The following is a 16,407-nucleotide window of genomic DNA, read 5'->3' on the forward strand; positions in this document are numbered from 1 at the left end:
TTGTTTTATTATTGGGGTATAGACACATTTTGACTGGAATCCAATGGCCCTCGTATGCTGGTCATGTTGTTTTCGCGAGCCACCTTGGTGTCGTTGGTGGTCTCTCCTGTTTCGCGATAACAGATGTAGATCAGTTTATCACCTTCCTGCGTCTTTACCTGTTTTTTCTTTGGTGGCGGGTTTCTCTTTTTTGCAGTAGCCTTAGCCAGCATCCCTGTCTGTATAAACTCGAGCGTCACCTTGGCTCGCAAGGGTTCTCCGTCGGGTTTAAAAAGGGTATAATGCACGTCCATCTTCGTCAGTCTTCCTTTGAAATGCAGATCTCCCCATTTCAGGAGAACAAAGTAGGTCTGGGTCGTATCGCTTACGGTGAACGGTTCATAGAGATATTCTTCCAGCTCTTTCACTTTCGCGCTGACAACAACCGGACTTTCCGATGGAACCACACCGGTTCCGTCGATCATGAAAGAGATCGACAGCGTATTGCGTTCGTGGTGCTGGTAGACAGGAGGCATATTGTCTTTCTGCTCGTAGTGGATGGATTTCTTTTCTTTGAAATCCTCCGGGTTGATCTGAAGCTCGATCGTACGCTCTTTATTGTCGAATTTCTCGTTTTTGTATACCTCTATGGTCAGTTTTGCTATCATCGTTCCCGTTTTTGATCGTTATTCTTCCGGACAAGCCGCAGGTTCTCTTCCTCAATCATGTGCTGAATCTTCTTCATCCATTCCGGAGAAAGCGCTACCTCTTCGCTTCTTCGCTTCTCAATATGGGTCACCACTCGGATCTCTTTGATTACAATGGTCATTATTTCGTTCGGCTTAAGAGATTATAGTTCAGTTCCAGGGTCTCAATGGCCAATGCGTTCTTCTCGGCATCCAACGTATTTAGGTCCCATTTGGCGGGATAGGCATTGTTGCACAACCACTGGCTAAAGGGTTCGCCTTTGTTGTCCAACAGGGTAATGGTGATGTTACGCGGCGTAAATCCGATAGAGAACCCGTTCTCCAGGTTGTCTTTCACCCATTTCTCCAAGGCGTTATCCATATTCTCTAAGGCTCGTTTGAGTACCAAGCGGTTATGCTTCAGCCGAAGCGGCAGTTGGTGGGTGAAGTTGTTTTCTCCACCCTCCTTTACCGTTTCCACATCCATATCGACGGTAAGCCCCGATACCTCCTTGAAGTTGGTATCGGGAATGGCCGGGTCTCCATGGAAAGTGACCTTGAAATAGAAAGCCACTGGCGGAGTCCAAGCCGCGTCTTTACCGGATGATCCTGATGAAGCCATGCGTTACGCGTTTTCGATCGTCAAACCTTCGTGTACCACTTCCATGCCTTCGACAGCTGCTTCGTTGCCGTCGGACTTGAGGGTTACCCCGGTGATTTTCGCGGGCCACGCGTTGTTGAGCTTCCACACCATAGTCGGGTTGCCCTCTTCATCAAGCAGGCTGATGGTCACCGGCTGGCGGTTTACGGTGTTCAACTTAATCGAGTTGAACCAATCATAGAGTTTGTTATCGCTTTTGAAAACCCCTTTCTTGAAGGTTACATTACCCGACTTTTTCAGTCCCGGCATTTTAACGGTTGAGAACTGGGGACTGTTGCCATGACGGTATTCGATGACCTGTGCCTCTGTTCCCAGTCCGGAAACCTCTTTGAAGGCTATTTCGCCAATATCGCCAATCTCTACTTTGAAATAGAAGGCCGGCATGGGCCATTGATTGCTATTATCTTTTTCTGCCATAGTTGTTATTTTTTAATGTATATAATTCTGTTTTCTTTCTCAGCTCTTTTGCATTTGTTGCTGGAAGGTGATCTCGATGAATTCGGCCGGACGGGAGATGGCTACCAGAACCGTTACCCGCAGGATCCCTTCCAGGATATCTTCCGACGTCATGGTTTCGCCCAGACCAACATGTACGCTATAAGCATCTTCCGGCGTGGCACCTGCCAGCCCTCCGCGTTTCCATACGCTGTTTAGGAAGTTGCCGATCATGCTCTTGATGTTCACCCAGGTGTTGGCGGTGTTGGGATCGAATACGTAAGCGCGTGCCGCGTTCTTAACCGATTCCTCCAGGTAGATCATCGTACGGCGTACGTTGATATAGCGCCAATCCAATGAGTTGCCATCCAGGGTGCGGGCGCCCCATACTTTGAGCCCTTCGCCGGTAAAGGTGCGAATGGCATTGACAGCTTTCCCCGACAATGGCACATTCAGGTCTTCCTGCTCGGCATTCGAGATGTTGACAGCCGGAGCTACCACTCCGTTGATTGAAATATTCGCCGGGGCTTTCCATACACCGCGTGTATTGTCGGTCATCGTATAGAGACCGGCCATGGCGGCGGAAGGAGGAAGGAAATTGAGCTGTTTATTGATGATGGCGAAAATGTTTTTGTAGATGGCTGAATTCTGCAACAGGATCAGGTGGAGGTAATATTTTTCTTCCTCTGTGATCTTTTTATTGTCGGCAGGCTTGGCAGCCGGAGTCGCCTTTTCTTTTTCTTCGCCCTCTTTAGCAGGTGCTTTTACCGGGGCAGCGGCTTTCGCTGAACCCATGCGGTCTACCAACGCCGATACCTCTTCGTCGTCCCAGTCCTGGATCTCAATCTTCAACACCTCTTTCAGCATGTCATCGTATTCGAGGTTGCGCACGCTGATGTAGCTATCGCCAATAATCGATGTCTTCAGCCAGGGATAGTAAGCTGCGCCGAATCCCAACTGGTTGTTACCGATGCCTTCGCGGAATGTTTTCACCGGCTCTTTTTCGTTTTTCAGGTCGAGGATCGCCACCCGGTTTCTCATTTCATAACCGCAATGCATTAACATGGTTTGTTGTACCAGGGTGCATTTGTCGATCGGCAGGTTGACCGCTTCGGGAATCACCAGCATAGTGGGTTCCTGTTCGCGTTTCAACGCTTCGATACCGGCCAGGAAAGCGTCGGCGCTTACGTTGTCTTTGTAGCTGCCTACAGAGACGATGTAGCACGGGCCTCCTCCGTTCGCAAAGAAGAGAAGCAGGTTGTAGTAGAAGGTGTATTGTTTCGCGGGCGCTACCAGCATATAGTCCGTGTTGCTGATCACCACATCCGACGGTGTGTCGGCTGCTTTCTTAGCCACTTTGAATACAGGTGTCGGAGCGCCTCCGAAGTATGAGTGGAATTCCGCCATCGAGCTGATGCGGAAAGGTTTGTTCAACAGAGATTCATTGCCCTGCATTGATTTTTCGGTGTAGCCGACAAAAGCCGGTACAGCCGTCGGAACGTCTACCACCGAATTTGGAAAAGCGTTTTTCTCAACGATATAAACGCCTGGGGTCTTCATGATTGCCATAGGTTGTTCTTTTAGTTAGTAATAAATGTATTTAATGATTTCATCGCTTTTATTCGTGTCTTCCGGCTGCGGGAAGGGGATCCATTGGCTCAAAAGCCGGTCGCCATGTTCTTTCTCCTCATAGAGGCGGAGCTGAAACGGGTAGGCCGTGGATAGCGAAACCGGCTGTTTGGTGCGAAACGTCGTCGCTGTCCGCTCATACACCACCTCTTCCTTTTTGTCGAATGCCAGTTTGCCGGATAGTTCCATCAGTTTGATCTTTCGCTTGCCGCCGGTAGCTACACGCGGAAGCAGGGCGTATTTCCAGAACATCTCTTTTGTCTCGAAAGCATGGGTTATCTCAATCGCCTTTTTTTGAACGGCGGGCAGGGTGATCTCCAGTTGTTTGACGATGCGTCCTGTTGCTACCGGCTCTTCCAGGCGGGTGTATAATAGGAAAGAGGGGTCGGTCGATTCCAGTACCAGGGTGAAGCGCTCTTCCGCGTCGCGGAACGATCCGTCGGAGGAGGGTGCCTGCAGGAATACCCATTCGTTGGGTTTCATCTTTTTACAGACCATCTGACGGCGCAGAAACAGCTGTTTGCTCTCCGGGGTAGGGTAGAGGTCGAGCGATCGGCAGACCCCATCCGGGAAATAGGTATGTGTGATGGTTACCTTTGCTATGATCTGATATTTTTCCATCGTCTATTTCTTATTTGGAGTCGTTTGCGTATCCGGTTGAAGAATACGGGCTGCTACCCGGTCGATCTGGTCGCTGTCGAAGGATATCAGGCGTATACGCCCGAAGAAAGCCGGGTAATGGTGTCCGCCCATGATACCCCATAGGTTGCTCAATTCCTGTATGTTCAGGGTGATAGGTTCGATGGTGAACCGGAAATTGTCGTTGAGGCGGATCGTGCTGTTCTGTTGAAGGAAGGCGACCGATGTCGACAGTTTTTCCAGCGATTCGATATATCGTTTCTCGTCGAACACCGCTGCCATCAAGAAGGTCAGGTTGAAGAACCAGGAAGTGGCGTTTTGCACCATCTGGTTCTCGCCTGCCGATCGATAGGATACTGCCTTTCCGATACCAGTCTCGCGTTCCATATTTATTAGTGAGAATAAGATTTTATTCGGGATCTCGACCGTAGAAAACGACCGGATTGCTCCTACTTCCGCTTGGTTTTCCATAGTTTCGTAGTAGCTGTCCAAATACTCATTCAGTAGGTTGGATACATGTGAAAGGCAAGTGTATATCATAGGTAATTGAGGGTGTATTTTTGTTCTTTCATACCGATATTCAAAGCTAAGGAAGATTATTTCCGTTAAGTGGTCAGTACGTCAAAACCTATTGCTGAAAAAACCATAATTACCCAAATTAGATAGACAATATCATTGACCAACACATAGATTGTTTGTCTGCGAAGTGTTTATGGAGTTGTTTATCAGATCGTTAAAACGGAAAGGATGAATCGGTCATTTCTTCTGTTTGTTATGCACTTTCGCTAAGCGATTGGTAATTGCTTTACGCTGTCGCTAAGCGATTGGTAATTGCTTTACACTGTCGCTAAGCGATTGGTAATTGCTTTACACTGTCGCTAAGCGATCTTCGATTGCCAAAATTTTAAAATCATACGGAGAATTCTATCGTCGATGCGCCTCGACAGTACTGTCGAAGCGCATGGACAGTACTGTCGAAGGGCATGGTCAGTACTGTCGAGGCGCATCGACGATAGAATTCTCCATACAGTGTGACTATTTCATCCGTTTGGGGCAGAAATTATAAAATGTAAATAAATACTTTATATATTTGTATTAGCTAAAAAAGAAAACACCTGTCTAAATGGAAGATACACCTCGCAAACTACCTTCACCATGGCTTTCTGCCATTCCCCTGATGGTGTTGATAATCCTCCTTTACTTCACAATTTCCCTATTCGGCAGCGACTCTCTGGGAGGAGCGAGCCAGATTGTTTTACTGATTGCCGCGGCTATCTGCGCTTGTCTGGCTATTGCTTTTTGTGGGGTTAAGTGGAAAGAGATCGAAAAGGCGATCAGCCGGAATATCCTGGGGGTATCGATTGCGATCCTGATCCTGTTATTGATCGGTGCCCTGGCGGGAAGCTGGATGATAAGCGGGGTGGTGCCGACACTGATCTACTACGGGATGAAAATACTTCATCCGAATTTCTTCCTGGTCTCCAGTTGTGTGATATGCGCGATTGTTTCGATTATGACGGGCAGCTCCTGGACAACCATTGCCACCATCGGCATCGCCCTGATGGGCATTGGCGAGGCACAGGGCTTTTCGGCCGGATGGACCGCCGGTGCAATTATTTCGGGCGCCTATTTTGGCGATAAGATGTCGCCCCTGTCGGATACCACCGTCTTGGCATCAACCGTGAGCGATGTGCCGCTGTTTACGCATATCCGCTATATGCTCTACACGACCATTCCTACCTTATTAATTACGTTAGTGATATTCACCATCGCTGGTTTCAGTCATACGGGGAGCGATACGAATCAGGTGATGGAGTTCTCCTCGATTCTTTCCGAACGGTTCAATATCTCTTTGTGGCTGATGATTGTGCCGGTGGTGACGGGCATATTGATTGCCCGCAAGGCTCCTCCATTGGTTACACTCTTTCTGTCAGCCCTGTTGGCCGCCCTTTTGGCATTGTTCTTCCAACCGCATCTTCTGCAGGAGATAGCCGGAACGGAGGGCGAAAACATACATATGGGTTTCAAGGGTATGCTGATGAGCCTGTATGGAAGTACGCAGATCGAGATGGGGCATGAAACACTCAACCGTTTGGTCTCCACCCGCGGCATGGGCGGCATGCTCGATACGATCTGGTTGATTCTGAGTGCGATGTGCTTTGGTGGTGCCATGACGGCTTCGGGCATGCTGGAAAGCCTGACGAATGAGTTGAAACGCTTTGTAAAAGGACGTACCAGCTTAGTGACCTCTACGGTGGGTTCAGGCCTCTTATTGAATATATGCACCGCCGATCAATATATTTCTATCATCCTGACGGGCAATATGTTCAAAGATATGTATCATAAGATGGGATTCGAATCGCGCCTGTTGAGCCGGACGACGGAGGATGCGGTAACCGTTACTTCGGCCTTGATCCCGTGGAACACCTGCGGCATGACGCAGGCAACCGTACTGGGTGTCTCCACCTTTACCTATCTGCCCTACTGCTTCTTCAACCTGATCAGTCCTGTTATGAGTATCCTTGTTGCCGCCATCGGCTATAAAATAAAACGAATCCATGAAAAAGATTAAAGTCTCCCTTTTAGGCAAGGTAGTGATTGCCATTGTTTCCGGTATGATTTTCGGTCAGTTCTTTCCGGATTGGCTGGCGCGTATCTTTGTGACGTTTAATTCATTGTTCGGCAATTTTCTGTCGTTTGCCATTCCGCTTATTATCCTGGGGCTGGTGGCTCCGGCTATTGGCGACCTGGGAAAAGGAGCGGGCAGACTGTTGGCTATTACGGCATTGATTGCCTATGGCTCGACACTGTTTTCGGGCTTTTTTACCTATTTCAGCTGTTCGGCGGTGTTCCCCACGATTATTCCGGCGAATGTGGAACTGATTGCGTTGGATAATCCGGAAGATTTCATGCTGACGCCCTATTTCACGATCGCTATGCCCCCGTTGATGGAGGTGATGACGGCATTGATTCTCTCTTTCACCATCGGATTGGGGCTCTCCAATATTGCCGGATCGACCTTGCGCGAGGCGTTCAACGACTTCAAAGATATTGTGATCAAACTGATCGAGGTGGTTATCGTGCCTCTGTTACCGCTTCATATCTTCGGTATATTCCTGAATATGACGGTGAGCGGGCAGGTGATGCATATTATCTCCATGTTTGTAAAGGTGATCTTAGTGATCTTTGTATTACATATTCTTCTGTTGATTATCCAGTTCCTGATCGCGGGAGGCGTCAGCGGGAAGAATCCTTTCCGCCTGCTTCGCACCATGTTGCCGGCTTACGCAACGGCTTTGGGCACCCAATCGTCGGCAGCCACCATCCCGGTCACGCTGAAACAGACACGCAAGAACGGTGTACGCGAGAGTATTGCCGTTTTCACCGTGCCTTTATGCGCCACGATCCACCTGGCGGGCAGCACCATGAAGATTGTTGCCTGCGCCATGGCCATCCTGATCATGGCGGGCGAACCGGTTTCGCTGATGAGCTTCAGCGGATTTATTATGATGCTGGGTATTGCCATGGTAGCGGCTCCGGGTGTGCCGGGTGGAGCCATTATGGCGGCTTTGGGATTATTGCACAGCATGCTCGGCTTTAACGAAACACTGCAAGCCCTGATGATAGCCCTCTATATCGCCATGGATAGCTTTGGAACCGCTTGTAATGTGACGGGCGACGGCGCGATTGCCGTGGTGGTAGATAAGATTGCCGGAAACAACGCTCCTTCGTCTCCCTCGTCTCCAGCCTAAAGTGTGATTGCAACCAAAACATCCTTTCTATTGTTATACATAGAAACAAGAAGAATTATGAAACGAAAAAGTGTTTTTTTAGTAATGGCAGCCGCTTTGTTTGTGTTTACTCTGACCGGCTGTAACAGTAAAAAGAAAGAGGCGGCTCCTGTTGAAGAGAAAAGCGCCGTAGTAGCTGATGTACACAATTCCAGAAACTCCTTAGACTATGAAGGCACCTATACGGGAACGATGCCTTGTGCGGATTGCTCCGGCATAGAGGTGGAGATTACCTTGACCGGTGATCAATATACACGAAAAAGGGTCTATCTGGGTAAGGAAGATAATACCTTTGAAGACTCTGGTGCTTATCGCTGGAATGATTCCGGTAATATCATTATCCTGAACGACGACAGCAGGGATCAATATCAGGTAGGTGAAAACAGCTTGATCGCCCTCGACGAAAAAGGTGAACGCATCACCGGCGATCTGGCGGATCTCTATATCCTCCGGAAACAGTAATTTCAGACAAAAAATGGAGAAAACAGGCTCTTACAGGTTTTTTCGGAAATCGGTAGGTGAGAGCCCTGTTACCTTTTTAAAGGCACGATAGAATGAAACCCGGTCGTTGAATCCGGAATCGAAGGCAATTTCTTCCATGGACATACGGCTGGCAGGGGGGTGATTTTTATCCGATTCCATCAGGAAGATGGCCTCTTTTACACGAAACTCATTGATAAAAAAGTTGAAGTTATTCCCGGTCGACCGATTGATCGCCTGGGAAAGAGTGGTGCGTTTAATGCTTAACAACTTGGAAATACTTCCCAAAGTGAGTGTAGGATCTTTATATAATTCATCCTGAACGATTCGTTCCCGGGTAGCTTGAATGATATCCCGGTCGTTTTCCGTGGGTGGTTGTTGCTCGGTTGCTGATTCTTTTTCCTCCCTTATGGGTAGGGGGTGGTTGTAGGCGGCCCATTCCCGGCTTCTCTTCACCAACTCCTTGTAGGCGTGGCGGTTTTTATTATTCAACCGGATAATGAAGACAAGAAGAAGAAGGAACAGAAGGCAGGCAGAAAACAATAAGAGATTGATTCTCCTGTAAAAAGTCTCTTTGACCTGTGCCAGGTAAAGCTCTTCTTCTTTCAACCGCGTATTGTGCTCGATCTGTCCGGCGATCACTTTCAAAGAACGCTCCGCGCTCTCAATCTCTTTTACCAGCCGCTTCTCCGTTTCCAGCGCCTCCAGCGCTTTCCGGGCATCTCCTTTATACTTATAGGCATAATACAATTGGCTGGCGGAATTACACATATCGCCCTTTTTATTTCTTTTTTCAGCAAAAGCGTACGATTCTTCCGACGTAGCAATGGCCTCATCATAGCGGCCGGCACAGATATAATAGGAAGATAGAATATTCAGACCGATAGGGGTCTGATCCGGTATTTTCAAGCACTCTGTCACGCTGTATTCAATATGCTCCCACGCTTTGTCCAATTCCTTCAACGCACAATAATTCAACCCAAGCGCAGCGCGTGATATTTTAGCATTCGGATCATAGCTCAACCCCTTTTTCAACAGCTCAGTACTATAAAGCAGGCTGTCGCGTTTCCCTTTACTCATAGGGAGATGCATATCTTTGTAGGCGTCGAATCCGGCGTAATAGACCTGAGATTGCCCAAAGCAGGAGATCGTTATCATGGCGGCATCGTTGAGAGAATGGGCGATCTCTTCCGATTTGCTGTAGTATTCTTCGGAATTAACCCCTTCAACGGTGTTACTGCTTCGCGATGCCTCCCCGATAGCGTAATAAATACGGCATTTCTCCTTTTCAGTCATCGGGTATTGAGCTGCTTTCAGGAAATAGTCGAGCGACATATCTGCCAATCCCTGGCCGTAATACAGCCTGCCAACGTTATAGTAAGCCTGGTAAATAGCCGAAGAATCTCCCTTTTGGACCACTCCCTGCAAAAAATGATTAGCAAGGCCTAACCCTTCTTCATACTCGCCACTCAACATCGAACGGTTGACTAAGATATTGGTCAGCATCATTTCTAATGCCAAATCGTGATTTTCATTGGCCTGTTTATTCTTTTCAAGAACAAGGGGGAGTAGAGAGTCCGGCAGAAGCTCGTTCTGGTAGATCCGGAATTCCTCCGGGTTGAACGCTTCGTGAGCCAGGCTGTTTTCTACTTTCTCTTTTTCACAAGCTGAAAAGAGGATACTCCATAGAAACAGGAATACGTATATATGTTGTTTACGAGCAGGCATCACTTTGTTAAGAGTAAATTGCAATTCAATTGGTCTACCATACAAAGATAAACGCTGAAATTGGATTTCTTTCACTTTTGAATCAAATTTTCTACTTTTGGTTCTTCAATAAACGTTTATAATAAATCGGCAAGCGGCCGGTAAACAATAATTATGATAAAAGAAATAAGAACTGTCTGTGTCTATTGCGCGTCGAGTACTAAAATCGATCCGGTTTATTTTGAAGCGGCAGCCCGGTTGGGCGAGTTGTTGGGACGGCAGACGCTGCGTGTCGTGAACGGAGCCGGCTCTATCGGCTTGATGCGGGCGGTATCCGACGCCACCTTGAAAGCCGGAGGCAGCGTGACCGGGGTGATCCCCCATTTTATGGTAAAGGAGAACTGGCATCACCCTCACCTGACGGAGATGATCGAGGTGGAGACCATGCACCAGCGCAAACAGACGATGGCCGACCTGTCGGATGCCGTTATTGCCCTGCCCGGAGGTTGCGGCACACTGGAAGAGCTCCTGGAGATCATCACCTGGAAGCAATTGGGGCTCTACCTGAATCCGATTGTGATCCTCAACACCAATCACTATTTCGACCCCTTGATTGCTATGCTGCAACGCGCCGTCGACGAGCAATTTATGCGTCCGCAGCATCAAACGATGTGGGCGGTTGCCGAAACCCCGGAGGAGGCAGTAGACCTGATCTACTCCATGCCGTTATGGGATAAAGGACAACGAAAAATCGCCGCGATATAGTCCGGATAAACAGAATTGTTAAAATGAAAGATTTTAAGCAAAATCGTCTTTTTGCTTACAAACCCATACGTTAAAAAATGTTTCTCCCGGGAGTTTGTCTCCAAAGTCCCGCCTTTTTGCGCGTAAACTCCCGCCGAAATTACAAATCGTAAGTTGGGGTTTGAGTGGAAAAAGAAGCATTTTAACTATTGTTAATATTTCGTATGCCTTCAGGGAGTTGTTCAACGATTGCCGTTGATCGAATTTAGGAAGATTGGAAGATACAGGGTATACCGAAATAAGTATCCAAAAGCTCCCCTTCTTAGAAAAGAAGGGGGTGGACCGCTGCTTGCAGCGGTGGGGTAGTTTGAATTCTTGATAAATGTTTTTCCTATTTCTTGATAGTTACAAATACACAAAACAGAACAAATGTGTGATTTTAATGCGTCAAACTTAATACATCAAACTACCCCACCATCGCAAGCGATGGTCCCCCCCTTCTTTTCTAAGAAGGGGAGCCAAGATAGTGCTTTCTACAAACCTTCAAATTCTTCCCGATTTGAATATACCCTCACCTTTCCGTATCTTTGCCCTCCTATTCTTATTGAATTATGCTGTCAGATATTCAGGCTATACCTATTGATGCATACGATTATCCGTTGCCGGATGAACGTATCGCTAAGTTCCCTTTAGCGAAAAGGGACGAGTCCAAACTGCTTCTTTTCAACGAGGGAAAGGTGGGAGAAACCGTTTTCAAAAACCTACCCGATTACCTGCCTCCCCAGTCGTTGTTGGTGTTTAATAATACCCGGGTGATACAGGCACGACTGCTTTTCCGGAAGGAAACGGGTGCCCGGGTGGAGGTGTTTTGCTTAGAGCCGGCCGAGCCGCGCGACTATGCGATGATTTTTCAGCAGCGGGAACGTTGTAGTTGGATATGCTTGGTAGGCAACCTGAAGAAATGGAAAGAGGGTTTATTGACGCGTGAGATCCTTATTGATGGTGAAAAGGTCATACTTACAGCCGAAAAGAAAGCGACGTATGGCGATACGCACGAGATCGAGTTTGCCTGGGATCATCCCGATTGTACTTTCGCCGATCTGTTGGACGCAGCGGGTGTGTTGCCTATTCCTCCCTACCTGCACCGGGAAACCGAGGAGAGCGACCTGGATAGCTACCAAACGGTCTATTCGCGCATCAAAGGATCGGTGGCAGCGCCTACCGCGGGGCTTCATTTCACGCCCGAGGTATTGGCTGATCTCGACCGGAAAGGCTTCGGACGCGAAGAGTTGACCCTGCATGTCGGAGCCGGTACCTTCCGACCGGTGAAGAGCGAAACGATTGCCGATCACGAGATGCATACGGAGTTTATCTCCGTTCCCCGCACAGCCATCGAACATATTAAACAAAACATCGGACATGTCATTGCCGTCGGCACTACCTCCGTCCGGACATTGGAGAGCCTCTATTACATCGGCACGAAATTGGCCGCTACGCCGGATGCCGACGCGGATTCGCTGGTGGTCGATCAATGGATGCCCTACCGCGAGGAGGCCAACCGGTTGACAACCGAGGAGGCGTTGCAATATGTCTTGGATTACCTGGATCGGACAGGAAGCGACCGCTTGATCACCGCCACGCAGATCATGATTGCTCCGGGCTATCAGTTTCATGTCGTACGTGGGATCATCACCAATTTTCACCAGCCTAAGAGCACGCTCCTGTTGCTTATCTCCGCTTTTGTGGGGGGCGATTGGAAAAGCATCTATGACTATGCGCTTGAAAAGGATTTCCGTTTTCTGAGTTACGGTGATAGTTCTTTACTCTTATAATAAGGCAATAAGCAATCATTTCCTGCGTTAATTAGTCATGATAAAAACGCGTTTGTCATATTATCTACTCTTCTTCCTCTTGGGTTCGTTATTGTTTTCCTGCAAAACGGCCAAATTAAGCGATGCCGAAGAGAAGCAGGCGATCGGGGAATATTACGAAGCCGCGGCCATCTATCGCAAGGTCTATCAGAAAACATCTTCCCAAAAGCGCGACCTCAGAGCCTATGTGGCTTTCCGGATGGCGGAGTGCAACCGGTTGATCAACTACACGCCGCGGGCATCCGGCGCTTATATGAACGCGTTGCGCTATAATTATCCCGACAGTGTGGTCTATCTCCGCCTGGGGCAGATGTACCAGAAAGAGGGAAAATACAACGAAGCCATTAAGTATTATAATGAATACCTGACCGGCTACCCCGACCATCTGTTGGCACAAAACGGGTTGAAAGGCAGCCAGCTGGCGCCGGAGATGCGGAAGAACCCGACCCGTTACACGGTGAAGCGGATGGATAAGTTTAACTCGCGGCGGGGTGAGTTCAGCCCGATGCTGACGGGAGAGAACTATGACAAGCTTTATTTCGCCTCTTCCCGTCCGAATAAGGCGTTAGAAAATCAGCAGATAAGCGCTATTACCGGCACAAACAGCAACGATTTATACGAAATTTCCCAGGATGAAAACGGCAACTGGTTGGCGCCTATCCCTGTGGAGGGAGGCGTGAACACTGAGTTCGACGAGGGAACCCCTTCGTTTACGGCGGATGGAAGTACCATGTATTACACCTACTGTGCCAGCGACCCGATCGATGCGCGTACGGCGGAGATCTACCGTTCACAGCGAAGCAGCGCGCAATGGGGCAAAGGCGAGAAGGTGGCATTGGTGAAAGACTCGGTCACCCCACTGGCTCATCCGGCCATTTCACCGGATGGGAAGTATCTCTATTTCGTCTCTGATGCCGTAGGTGGCTACGGAGGCAAGGATATTTTCCGGGCACGAGCCATTGGAACAGGCTTTGGGCCGATGGAAAACCTGGGGCCGGATATCAATACGCCGGGCGACGAAATGTTTCCCTATGTGCGTGATTCGGTTACGATTTATTTTGCCTCCAACGGACATCCGGGCATGGGCGGATTGGATCTCTTCAAAGCCACGCAAGACAGCACCGGACGATGGACGGTAGAGAATATGGGATATCCGGTCAATTCGATGGCGGATGACTTCGGAATCACCTTTGCCGGACGGCAGGAGCGGGGATTCTTCAGCTCGAACCGGAACGATGCCCGGGGCTACGACCACCTTTATTCGTTTGAATACCCGACAGTGACCATATTGATCGAAGGTTTTGTGTTGGATGTGGAGGAGTATCCGATCGAAGAGGCAGTGATCCGTATCGTAGGGCGCGACGGCTTGAATGTGCGTGTGCCGGTACGCAAAGACGGAAGCTACCGTGTGGAGCTGGAACGCGACATCAGTTATGTGATGATGGCCAGTGCGCGGGGCTATCTCAATCAGAATTTCGAACTAAAGACCGGGCCGGAGGAGGAGAACGAGACCTATATCGTTGACTTTTTCCTTTCACCTCTCCATGAACCGGTGGTTATTGAAAACATATTTTACGATTTCGACCGAGCTACCTTGCGTCCTGAATCCAAAGAGGCGTTGGACGAGATGATCAAGATGCTGGATGATAATCCGAATGTGACCATCGAACTGCGCGCCCATACCGACCGCAAAGGAACCGAAGCCTATAACGAAGGACTGGCACAGCGCCGCGCCCAATCGGTCGTAGACTATCTGATTGCCGCAGGAATCGACAAAGAACGCCTGGAAGCCAAAGGATATGGCAAAACCACCCCCAAGGAGATCACGAAACGAATGGCAGAAAACTACGACTTCCTGCAGGAGGGAACAGTACTGACCGAAGAGTTTATCCTTACACTTACCCCGGAACAACAGGAGATAGCCGACCAGATCAATCGACGAACTGAATTTAAAGTGGTGCGTACGAATTATAACCTGTTTTGATCTTATCTGATAAAAAAACTTAACAAACGGTTTTATATAGTGTAAATCTGTATCTTAGTTGCGTTATCGTGTGACTACTAATAAAATAGCGATATGGAAAAACTAAAAACTACCTTTGTCAAGTCTCTGTTTATTGTGAGTATTTTATTTAGTGCCTCTTTCTATTCAGCCGCCCAATCGGTAGCGATTGAGGTCGATCTGCAAGAAAGAATCGAACCGATGCGTCCTATCTGGGCCTGGTTTGGGTATGACGAACCCAACTATACCTATATGAAGGATGGTAAAAAACTATTGACCGAACTGGCTGAACTGAGCTATACGCCAGTCTTTGTCCGCGCTCATAACCTGTTAACGACGGGCGACGGCACTGCTGCCCTGAAATGGGGATCGACCAATGCCTATACCGAAGACAGTCAGGGCAACCCGGTGTACAACTGGACCATCATCGACAGCATCTTTGACACCTATCTCGCCCGAGGCATGAAGCCTTTGGTGGAAATTGGTTTTATGCCGGAGGCGTTGTCGGTCAACCCTCAGCCCTATCAGCACGACTGGCATCCGTCGCGTACCTATAATAATATCTTTACCGGCTGGACGCATCCTCCGAAAGATTACAACAAATGGCGTGAACTGGTCTATCAGTGGGTGAAGCATACGGTAGAAAAGTATGGAGAAGAGGAGGTGGCTTCCTGGTATTGGGAGGTATGGAATGAACCGGATATCGGTTATTGGCAGGGGAGCTTCGAAGAGTATTGCATGCTGTATGACTACGCGGCTGACGGACTGAAGAAAGCCTTCCCCCGCGCCCGCATCGGAGGCCCGCACACAACAGATCCGAGTAACCAAAAGGCCAGCGAGTATTTGCGGAAATTCTTAGAGCATTGCCTGCGTGGGAAAAACTATGCTACCGGCAAAACCGGCTCTCCGCTCGACTATATCGGCTTTCATGCGAAAGGCAGTCCGCGTGTGGTAGAAGGAAAAGTGCGCATGAATATCGGCCGCCAATTATTAAACGTAGCCAGCGGCTTTGAGATAGTCGCCTCATTCCCTGAGTTGAAGCATCTGCCCATTATTATTGGTGAATCGGATCCGGAAGGATGTGCCGCGTGTTCGATTGATTTCCATCCGCAGAATGCCTACCGTAACGGCACGATGTATTCCAGTTATACGGCAGCCGCTTTTGCCCGCAAGTACGAACTGGCTCGCAAATACGGCGTCAATTTCCTGGGAGCAGTGTCGTGGTCGTTCGAGTTTGAAGACCAGGCGTGGTTTGCCGGCTTCCGGGATCTGGCGACTAATGGGGTGGATAAACCCGTGTTGAATGTGTTCCGTATGTTCGGCATGATGAAAGGCGACCTGGTTGCCGTAAAATCATCCGCACCCCTTTCAGCAGAGGAGATGACTCAGAAGAGCGTGCGGGAGATGCCCGACGTAAACGCCCTGGCCAGTGTAGATGAACATAGTGCAGCAGTGATGGTATGGAATTATCACGATGACGATATCAAAGCGGCAGCAGCTCATATTCAACTGGATATAAAAGGACTGAAAGGCAAAAACGTCCGGGTGAATCACTACCGGATAGATGATAAGTTCAGCAACTCGTATGAAGCGTGGAAAGCCATGGGAGAACCTCAGAATCCAACGCCTGAGCAATACGCTCTACTGGAACGCAGCGGCCAGTTGCAGATGTGTTCGTCGCCGGAATGGCGAAACGTGTCGGGAGGAGGAATCGATGTGGTGTTCGACTTGCCACGGCAGGGAGTATCACTTATTACGCTTTCCTGGTGATATATTCAATCCA

Annotated in this window: 15 protein-coding genes; 7 read left to right on the plus strand and 8 right to left on the minus strand. The window is 48.9% G+C overall.

Going from position 1 to position 16,407, the window contains the following annotated elements; genetic code table 11:
- Positions 1 to 8 precede the first annotated feature (8 nt).
- From M2137_RS11695 to M2137_RS11725, 7 genes are read right to left on the minus strand one after another with little or no spacing between them, the layout of a single operon-like run.
- Positions 9 to 647, minus strand: coding sequence for a hypothetical protein (locus tag M2137_RS11695; protein ID WP_280766626.1), 639 nt, complete (start codon positions 645 to 647; stop codon positions 9 to 11).
- The gene (locus M2137_RS11700; protein ID WP_280766627.1) at positions 644 to 808 is read right to left on the minus strand and encodes a hypothetical protein; all 165 of its coding nucleotides are present in this window, start codon (positions 806 to 808) and stop codon (positions 644 to 646) included. The genes M2137_RS11695 and M2137_RS11700 overlap by 4 nt, the downstream gene beginning before the upstream one ends.
- Positions 808 to 1,287, minus strand: coding sequence for a phage tail protein (locus M2137_RS11705; RefSeq protein ID WP_280766628.1), 480 nt, complete (start codon positions 1,285 to 1,287; stop codon positions 808 to 810). The genes M2137_RS11700 and M2137_RS11705 overlap by 1 nt, the downstream gene beginning before the upstream one ends.
- A 3-nt stretch (positions 1,288 to 1,290) precedes the next feature.
- The gene (locus M2137_RS11710; RefSeq protein WP_280766629.1) at positions 1,291 to 1,743 is read right to left on the minus strand and encodes a phage tail protein; all 453 of its coding nucleotides are present in this window, start codon (positions 1,741 to 1,743) and stop codon (positions 1,291 to 1,293) included.
- A gap of 39 nt (positions 1,744 to 1,782) precedes the next feature.
- Positions 1,783 to 3,330 (minus strand): phage tail sheath C-terminal domain-containing protein, encoded by a 1,548-nt coding sequence (locus tag M2137_RS11715; protein ID WP_280766630.1) that lies wholly within the window; start codon positions 3,328 to 3,330, stop codon positions 1,783 to 1,785.
- A 15-nt stretch (positions 3,331 to 3,345) separates the two neighbouring features.
- Positions 3,346 to 4,011, minus strand: a complete 666-nt coding sequence (locus M2137_RS11720; protein WP_280766631.1) for a hypothetical protein — start codon at positions 4,009 to 4,011, stop codon at positions 3,346 to 3,348.
- A gap of 3 nt (positions 4,012 to 4,014) precedes the next feature.
- Positions 4,015 to 4,569 (minus strand): Pvc16 family protein, encoded by a 555-nt coding sequence (locus M2137_RS11725; protein ID WP_280766632.1) that lies wholly within the window; start codon positions 4,567 to 4,569, stop codon positions 4,015 to 4,017.
- 583 nt (positions 4,570 to 5,152) lie between these two features.
- Between M2137_RS11725 and nhaC the strand changes: the two genes are divergently transcribed.
- Genes nhaC through M2137_RS11740 form a run of 3 tightly spaced genes read left to right on the plus strand, consistent with a single transcriptional unit; the run spans position 5,153 to position 8,282 of the window.
- Entirely contained in the window at positions 5,153 to 6,601 is a 1,449-nt protein-coding gene (gene nhaC, locus M2137_RS11730) for a Na+/H+ antiporter NhaC (protein WP_280766633.1), read from the plus strand.
- Positions 6,588 to 7,781: a dicarboxylate/amino acid:cation symporter gene (locus M2137_RS11735; RefSeq protein ID WP_280766634.1), complete on the plus strand. Its 1,194-nt coding sequence runs from the start codon at positions 6,588 to 6,590 to the stop codon at positions 7,779 to 7,781. The genes nhaC and M2137_RS11735 overlap by 14 nt, the downstream gene beginning before the upstream one ends.
- A 57-nt stretch (positions 7,782 to 7,838) precedes the next feature.
- The gene (locus tag M2137_RS11740; RefSeq protein ID WP_280766635.1) at positions 7,839 to 8,282 is read left to right on the plus strand and encodes a copper resistance protein NlpE; all 444 of its coding nucleotides are present in this window, start codon (positions 7,839 to 7,841) and stop codon (positions 8,280 to 8,282) included.
- A gap of 30 nt (positions 8,283 to 8,312) precedes the next feature.
- Here M2137_RS11740 and M2137_RS11745 read toward each other — a convergent pair whose 3' ends face one another.
- The gene (locus M2137_RS11745) at positions 8,313 to 10,028 is read right to left on the minus strand and encodes an AraC family transcriptional regulator (RefSeq protein ID WP_280766636.1); all 1,716 of its coding nucleotides are present in this window, start codon (positions 10,026 to 10,028) and stop codon (positions 8,313 to 8,315) included.
- Positions 10,029 to 10,181: 153 nt separating this feature from the next.
- On the opposite strand from M2137_RS11745, the gene M2137_RS11750 reads away from it, so the two are divergent.
- The 4 genes from M2137_RS11750 to M2137_RS11765 all read left to right on the plus strand — a co-directional run bounded on the left by M2137_RS11750 (position 10,182) and on the right by M2137_RS11765 (position 16,394).
- Entirely contained in the window at positions 10,182 to 10,772 is a 591-nt protein-coding gene (locus tag M2137_RS11750) for a TIGR00730 family Rossman fold protein (RefSeq protein ID WP_280766637.1), read from the plus strand.
- Positions 10,773 to 11,362: 590 nt separating this feature from the next.
- Positions 11,363 to 12,583 (plus strand): S-adenosylmethionine:tRNA ribosyltransferase-isomerase, encoded by a 1,221-nt coding sequence (locus tag M2137_RS11755; protein ID WP_280766638.1) that lies wholly within the window; start codon positions 11,363 to 11,365, stop codon positions 12,581 to 12,583.
- Positions 12,584 to 12,623: 40 nt separating this feature from the next.
- Positions 12,624 to 14,606: an OmpA family protein gene (locus M2137_RS11760; protein ID WP_280766657.1), complete on the plus strand. Its 1,983-nt coding sequence runs from the start codon at positions 12,624 to 12,626 to the stop codon at positions 14,604 to 14,606.
- Positions 14,607 to 14,699: 93 nt separating this feature from the next.
- Entirely contained in the window at positions 14,700 to 16,394 is a 1,695-nt protein-coding gene (locus tag M2137_RS11765) for a beta-xylosidase (protein WP_280766639.1), read from the plus strand.
- The last annotated feature ends 13 nt before the right edge of the window (positions 16,395 to 16,407 follow it).

Origin of the sequence: Parabacteroides sp. PFB2-10 (genome assembly GCF_029893085.1) — a bacterium.
GTDB lineage: Bacteria > Bacteroidota > Bacteroidia > Bacteroidales > Tannerellaceae > QVMG01.

Coding starts and splice junctions, on each gene's coding strand:
- M2137_RS11695 (WP_280766626.1), bottom strand. CDS start 647: ATGATAGCAAAACTGACCATAGAGGTATACAAAAACGAGAAATTCGAC.
- M2137_RS11700 (WP_280766627.1), bottom strand. CDS start 808: ATGACCATTGTAATCAAAGAGATCCGAGTGGTGACCCATATTGAGAAG.
- M2137_RS11705 (WP_280766628.1), bottom strand. CDS start 1,287: ATGGCTTCATCAGGATCATCCGGTAAAGACGCGGCTTGGACTCCGCCA.
- M2137_RS11710 (WP_280766629.1), bottom strand. CDS start 1,743: ATGGCAGAAAAAGATAATAGCAATCAATGGCCCATGCCGGCCTTCTAT.
- M2137_RS11715 (WP_280766630.1), bottom strand. CDS start 3,330: ATGGCAATCATGAAGACCCCAGGCGTTTATATCGTTGAGAAAAACGCT.
- M2137_RS11720 (WP_280766631.1), bottom strand. CDS start 4,011: ATGGAAAAATATCAGATCATAGCAAAGGTAACCATCACACATACCTAT.
- M2137_RS11725 (WP_280766632.1), bottom strand. CDS start 4,569: ATGATATACACTTGCCTTTCACATGTATCCAACCTACTGAATGAGTAT.
- nhaC (WP_280766633.1), top strand. CDS start 5,153: ATGGAAGATACACCTCGCAAACTACCTTCACCATGGCTTTCTGCCATT.
- M2137_RS11735 (WP_280766634.1), top strand. CDS start 6,588: ATGAAAAAGATTAAAGTCTCCCTTTTAGGCAAGGTAGTGATTGCCATT.
- M2137_RS11740 (WP_280766635.1), top strand. CDS start 7,839: ATGAAACGAAAAAGTGTTTTTTTAGTAATGGCAGCCGCTTTGTTTGTG.
- M2137_RS11745 (WP_280766636.1), bottom strand. CDS start 10,028: ATGCCTGCTCGTAAACAACATATATACGTATTCCTGTTTCTATGGAGT.
- M2137_RS11750 (WP_280766637.1), top strand. CDS start 10,182: ATGATAAAAGAAATAAGAACTGTCTGTGTCTATTGCGCGTCGAGTACT.
- M2137_RS11755 (WP_280766638.1), top strand. CDS start 11,363: ATGCTGTCAGATATTCAGGCTATACCTATTGATGCATACGATTATCCG.
- M2137_RS11765 (WP_280766639.1), top strand. CDS start 14,700: ATGGAAAAACTAAAAACTACCTTTGTCAAGTCTCTGTTTATTGTGAGT.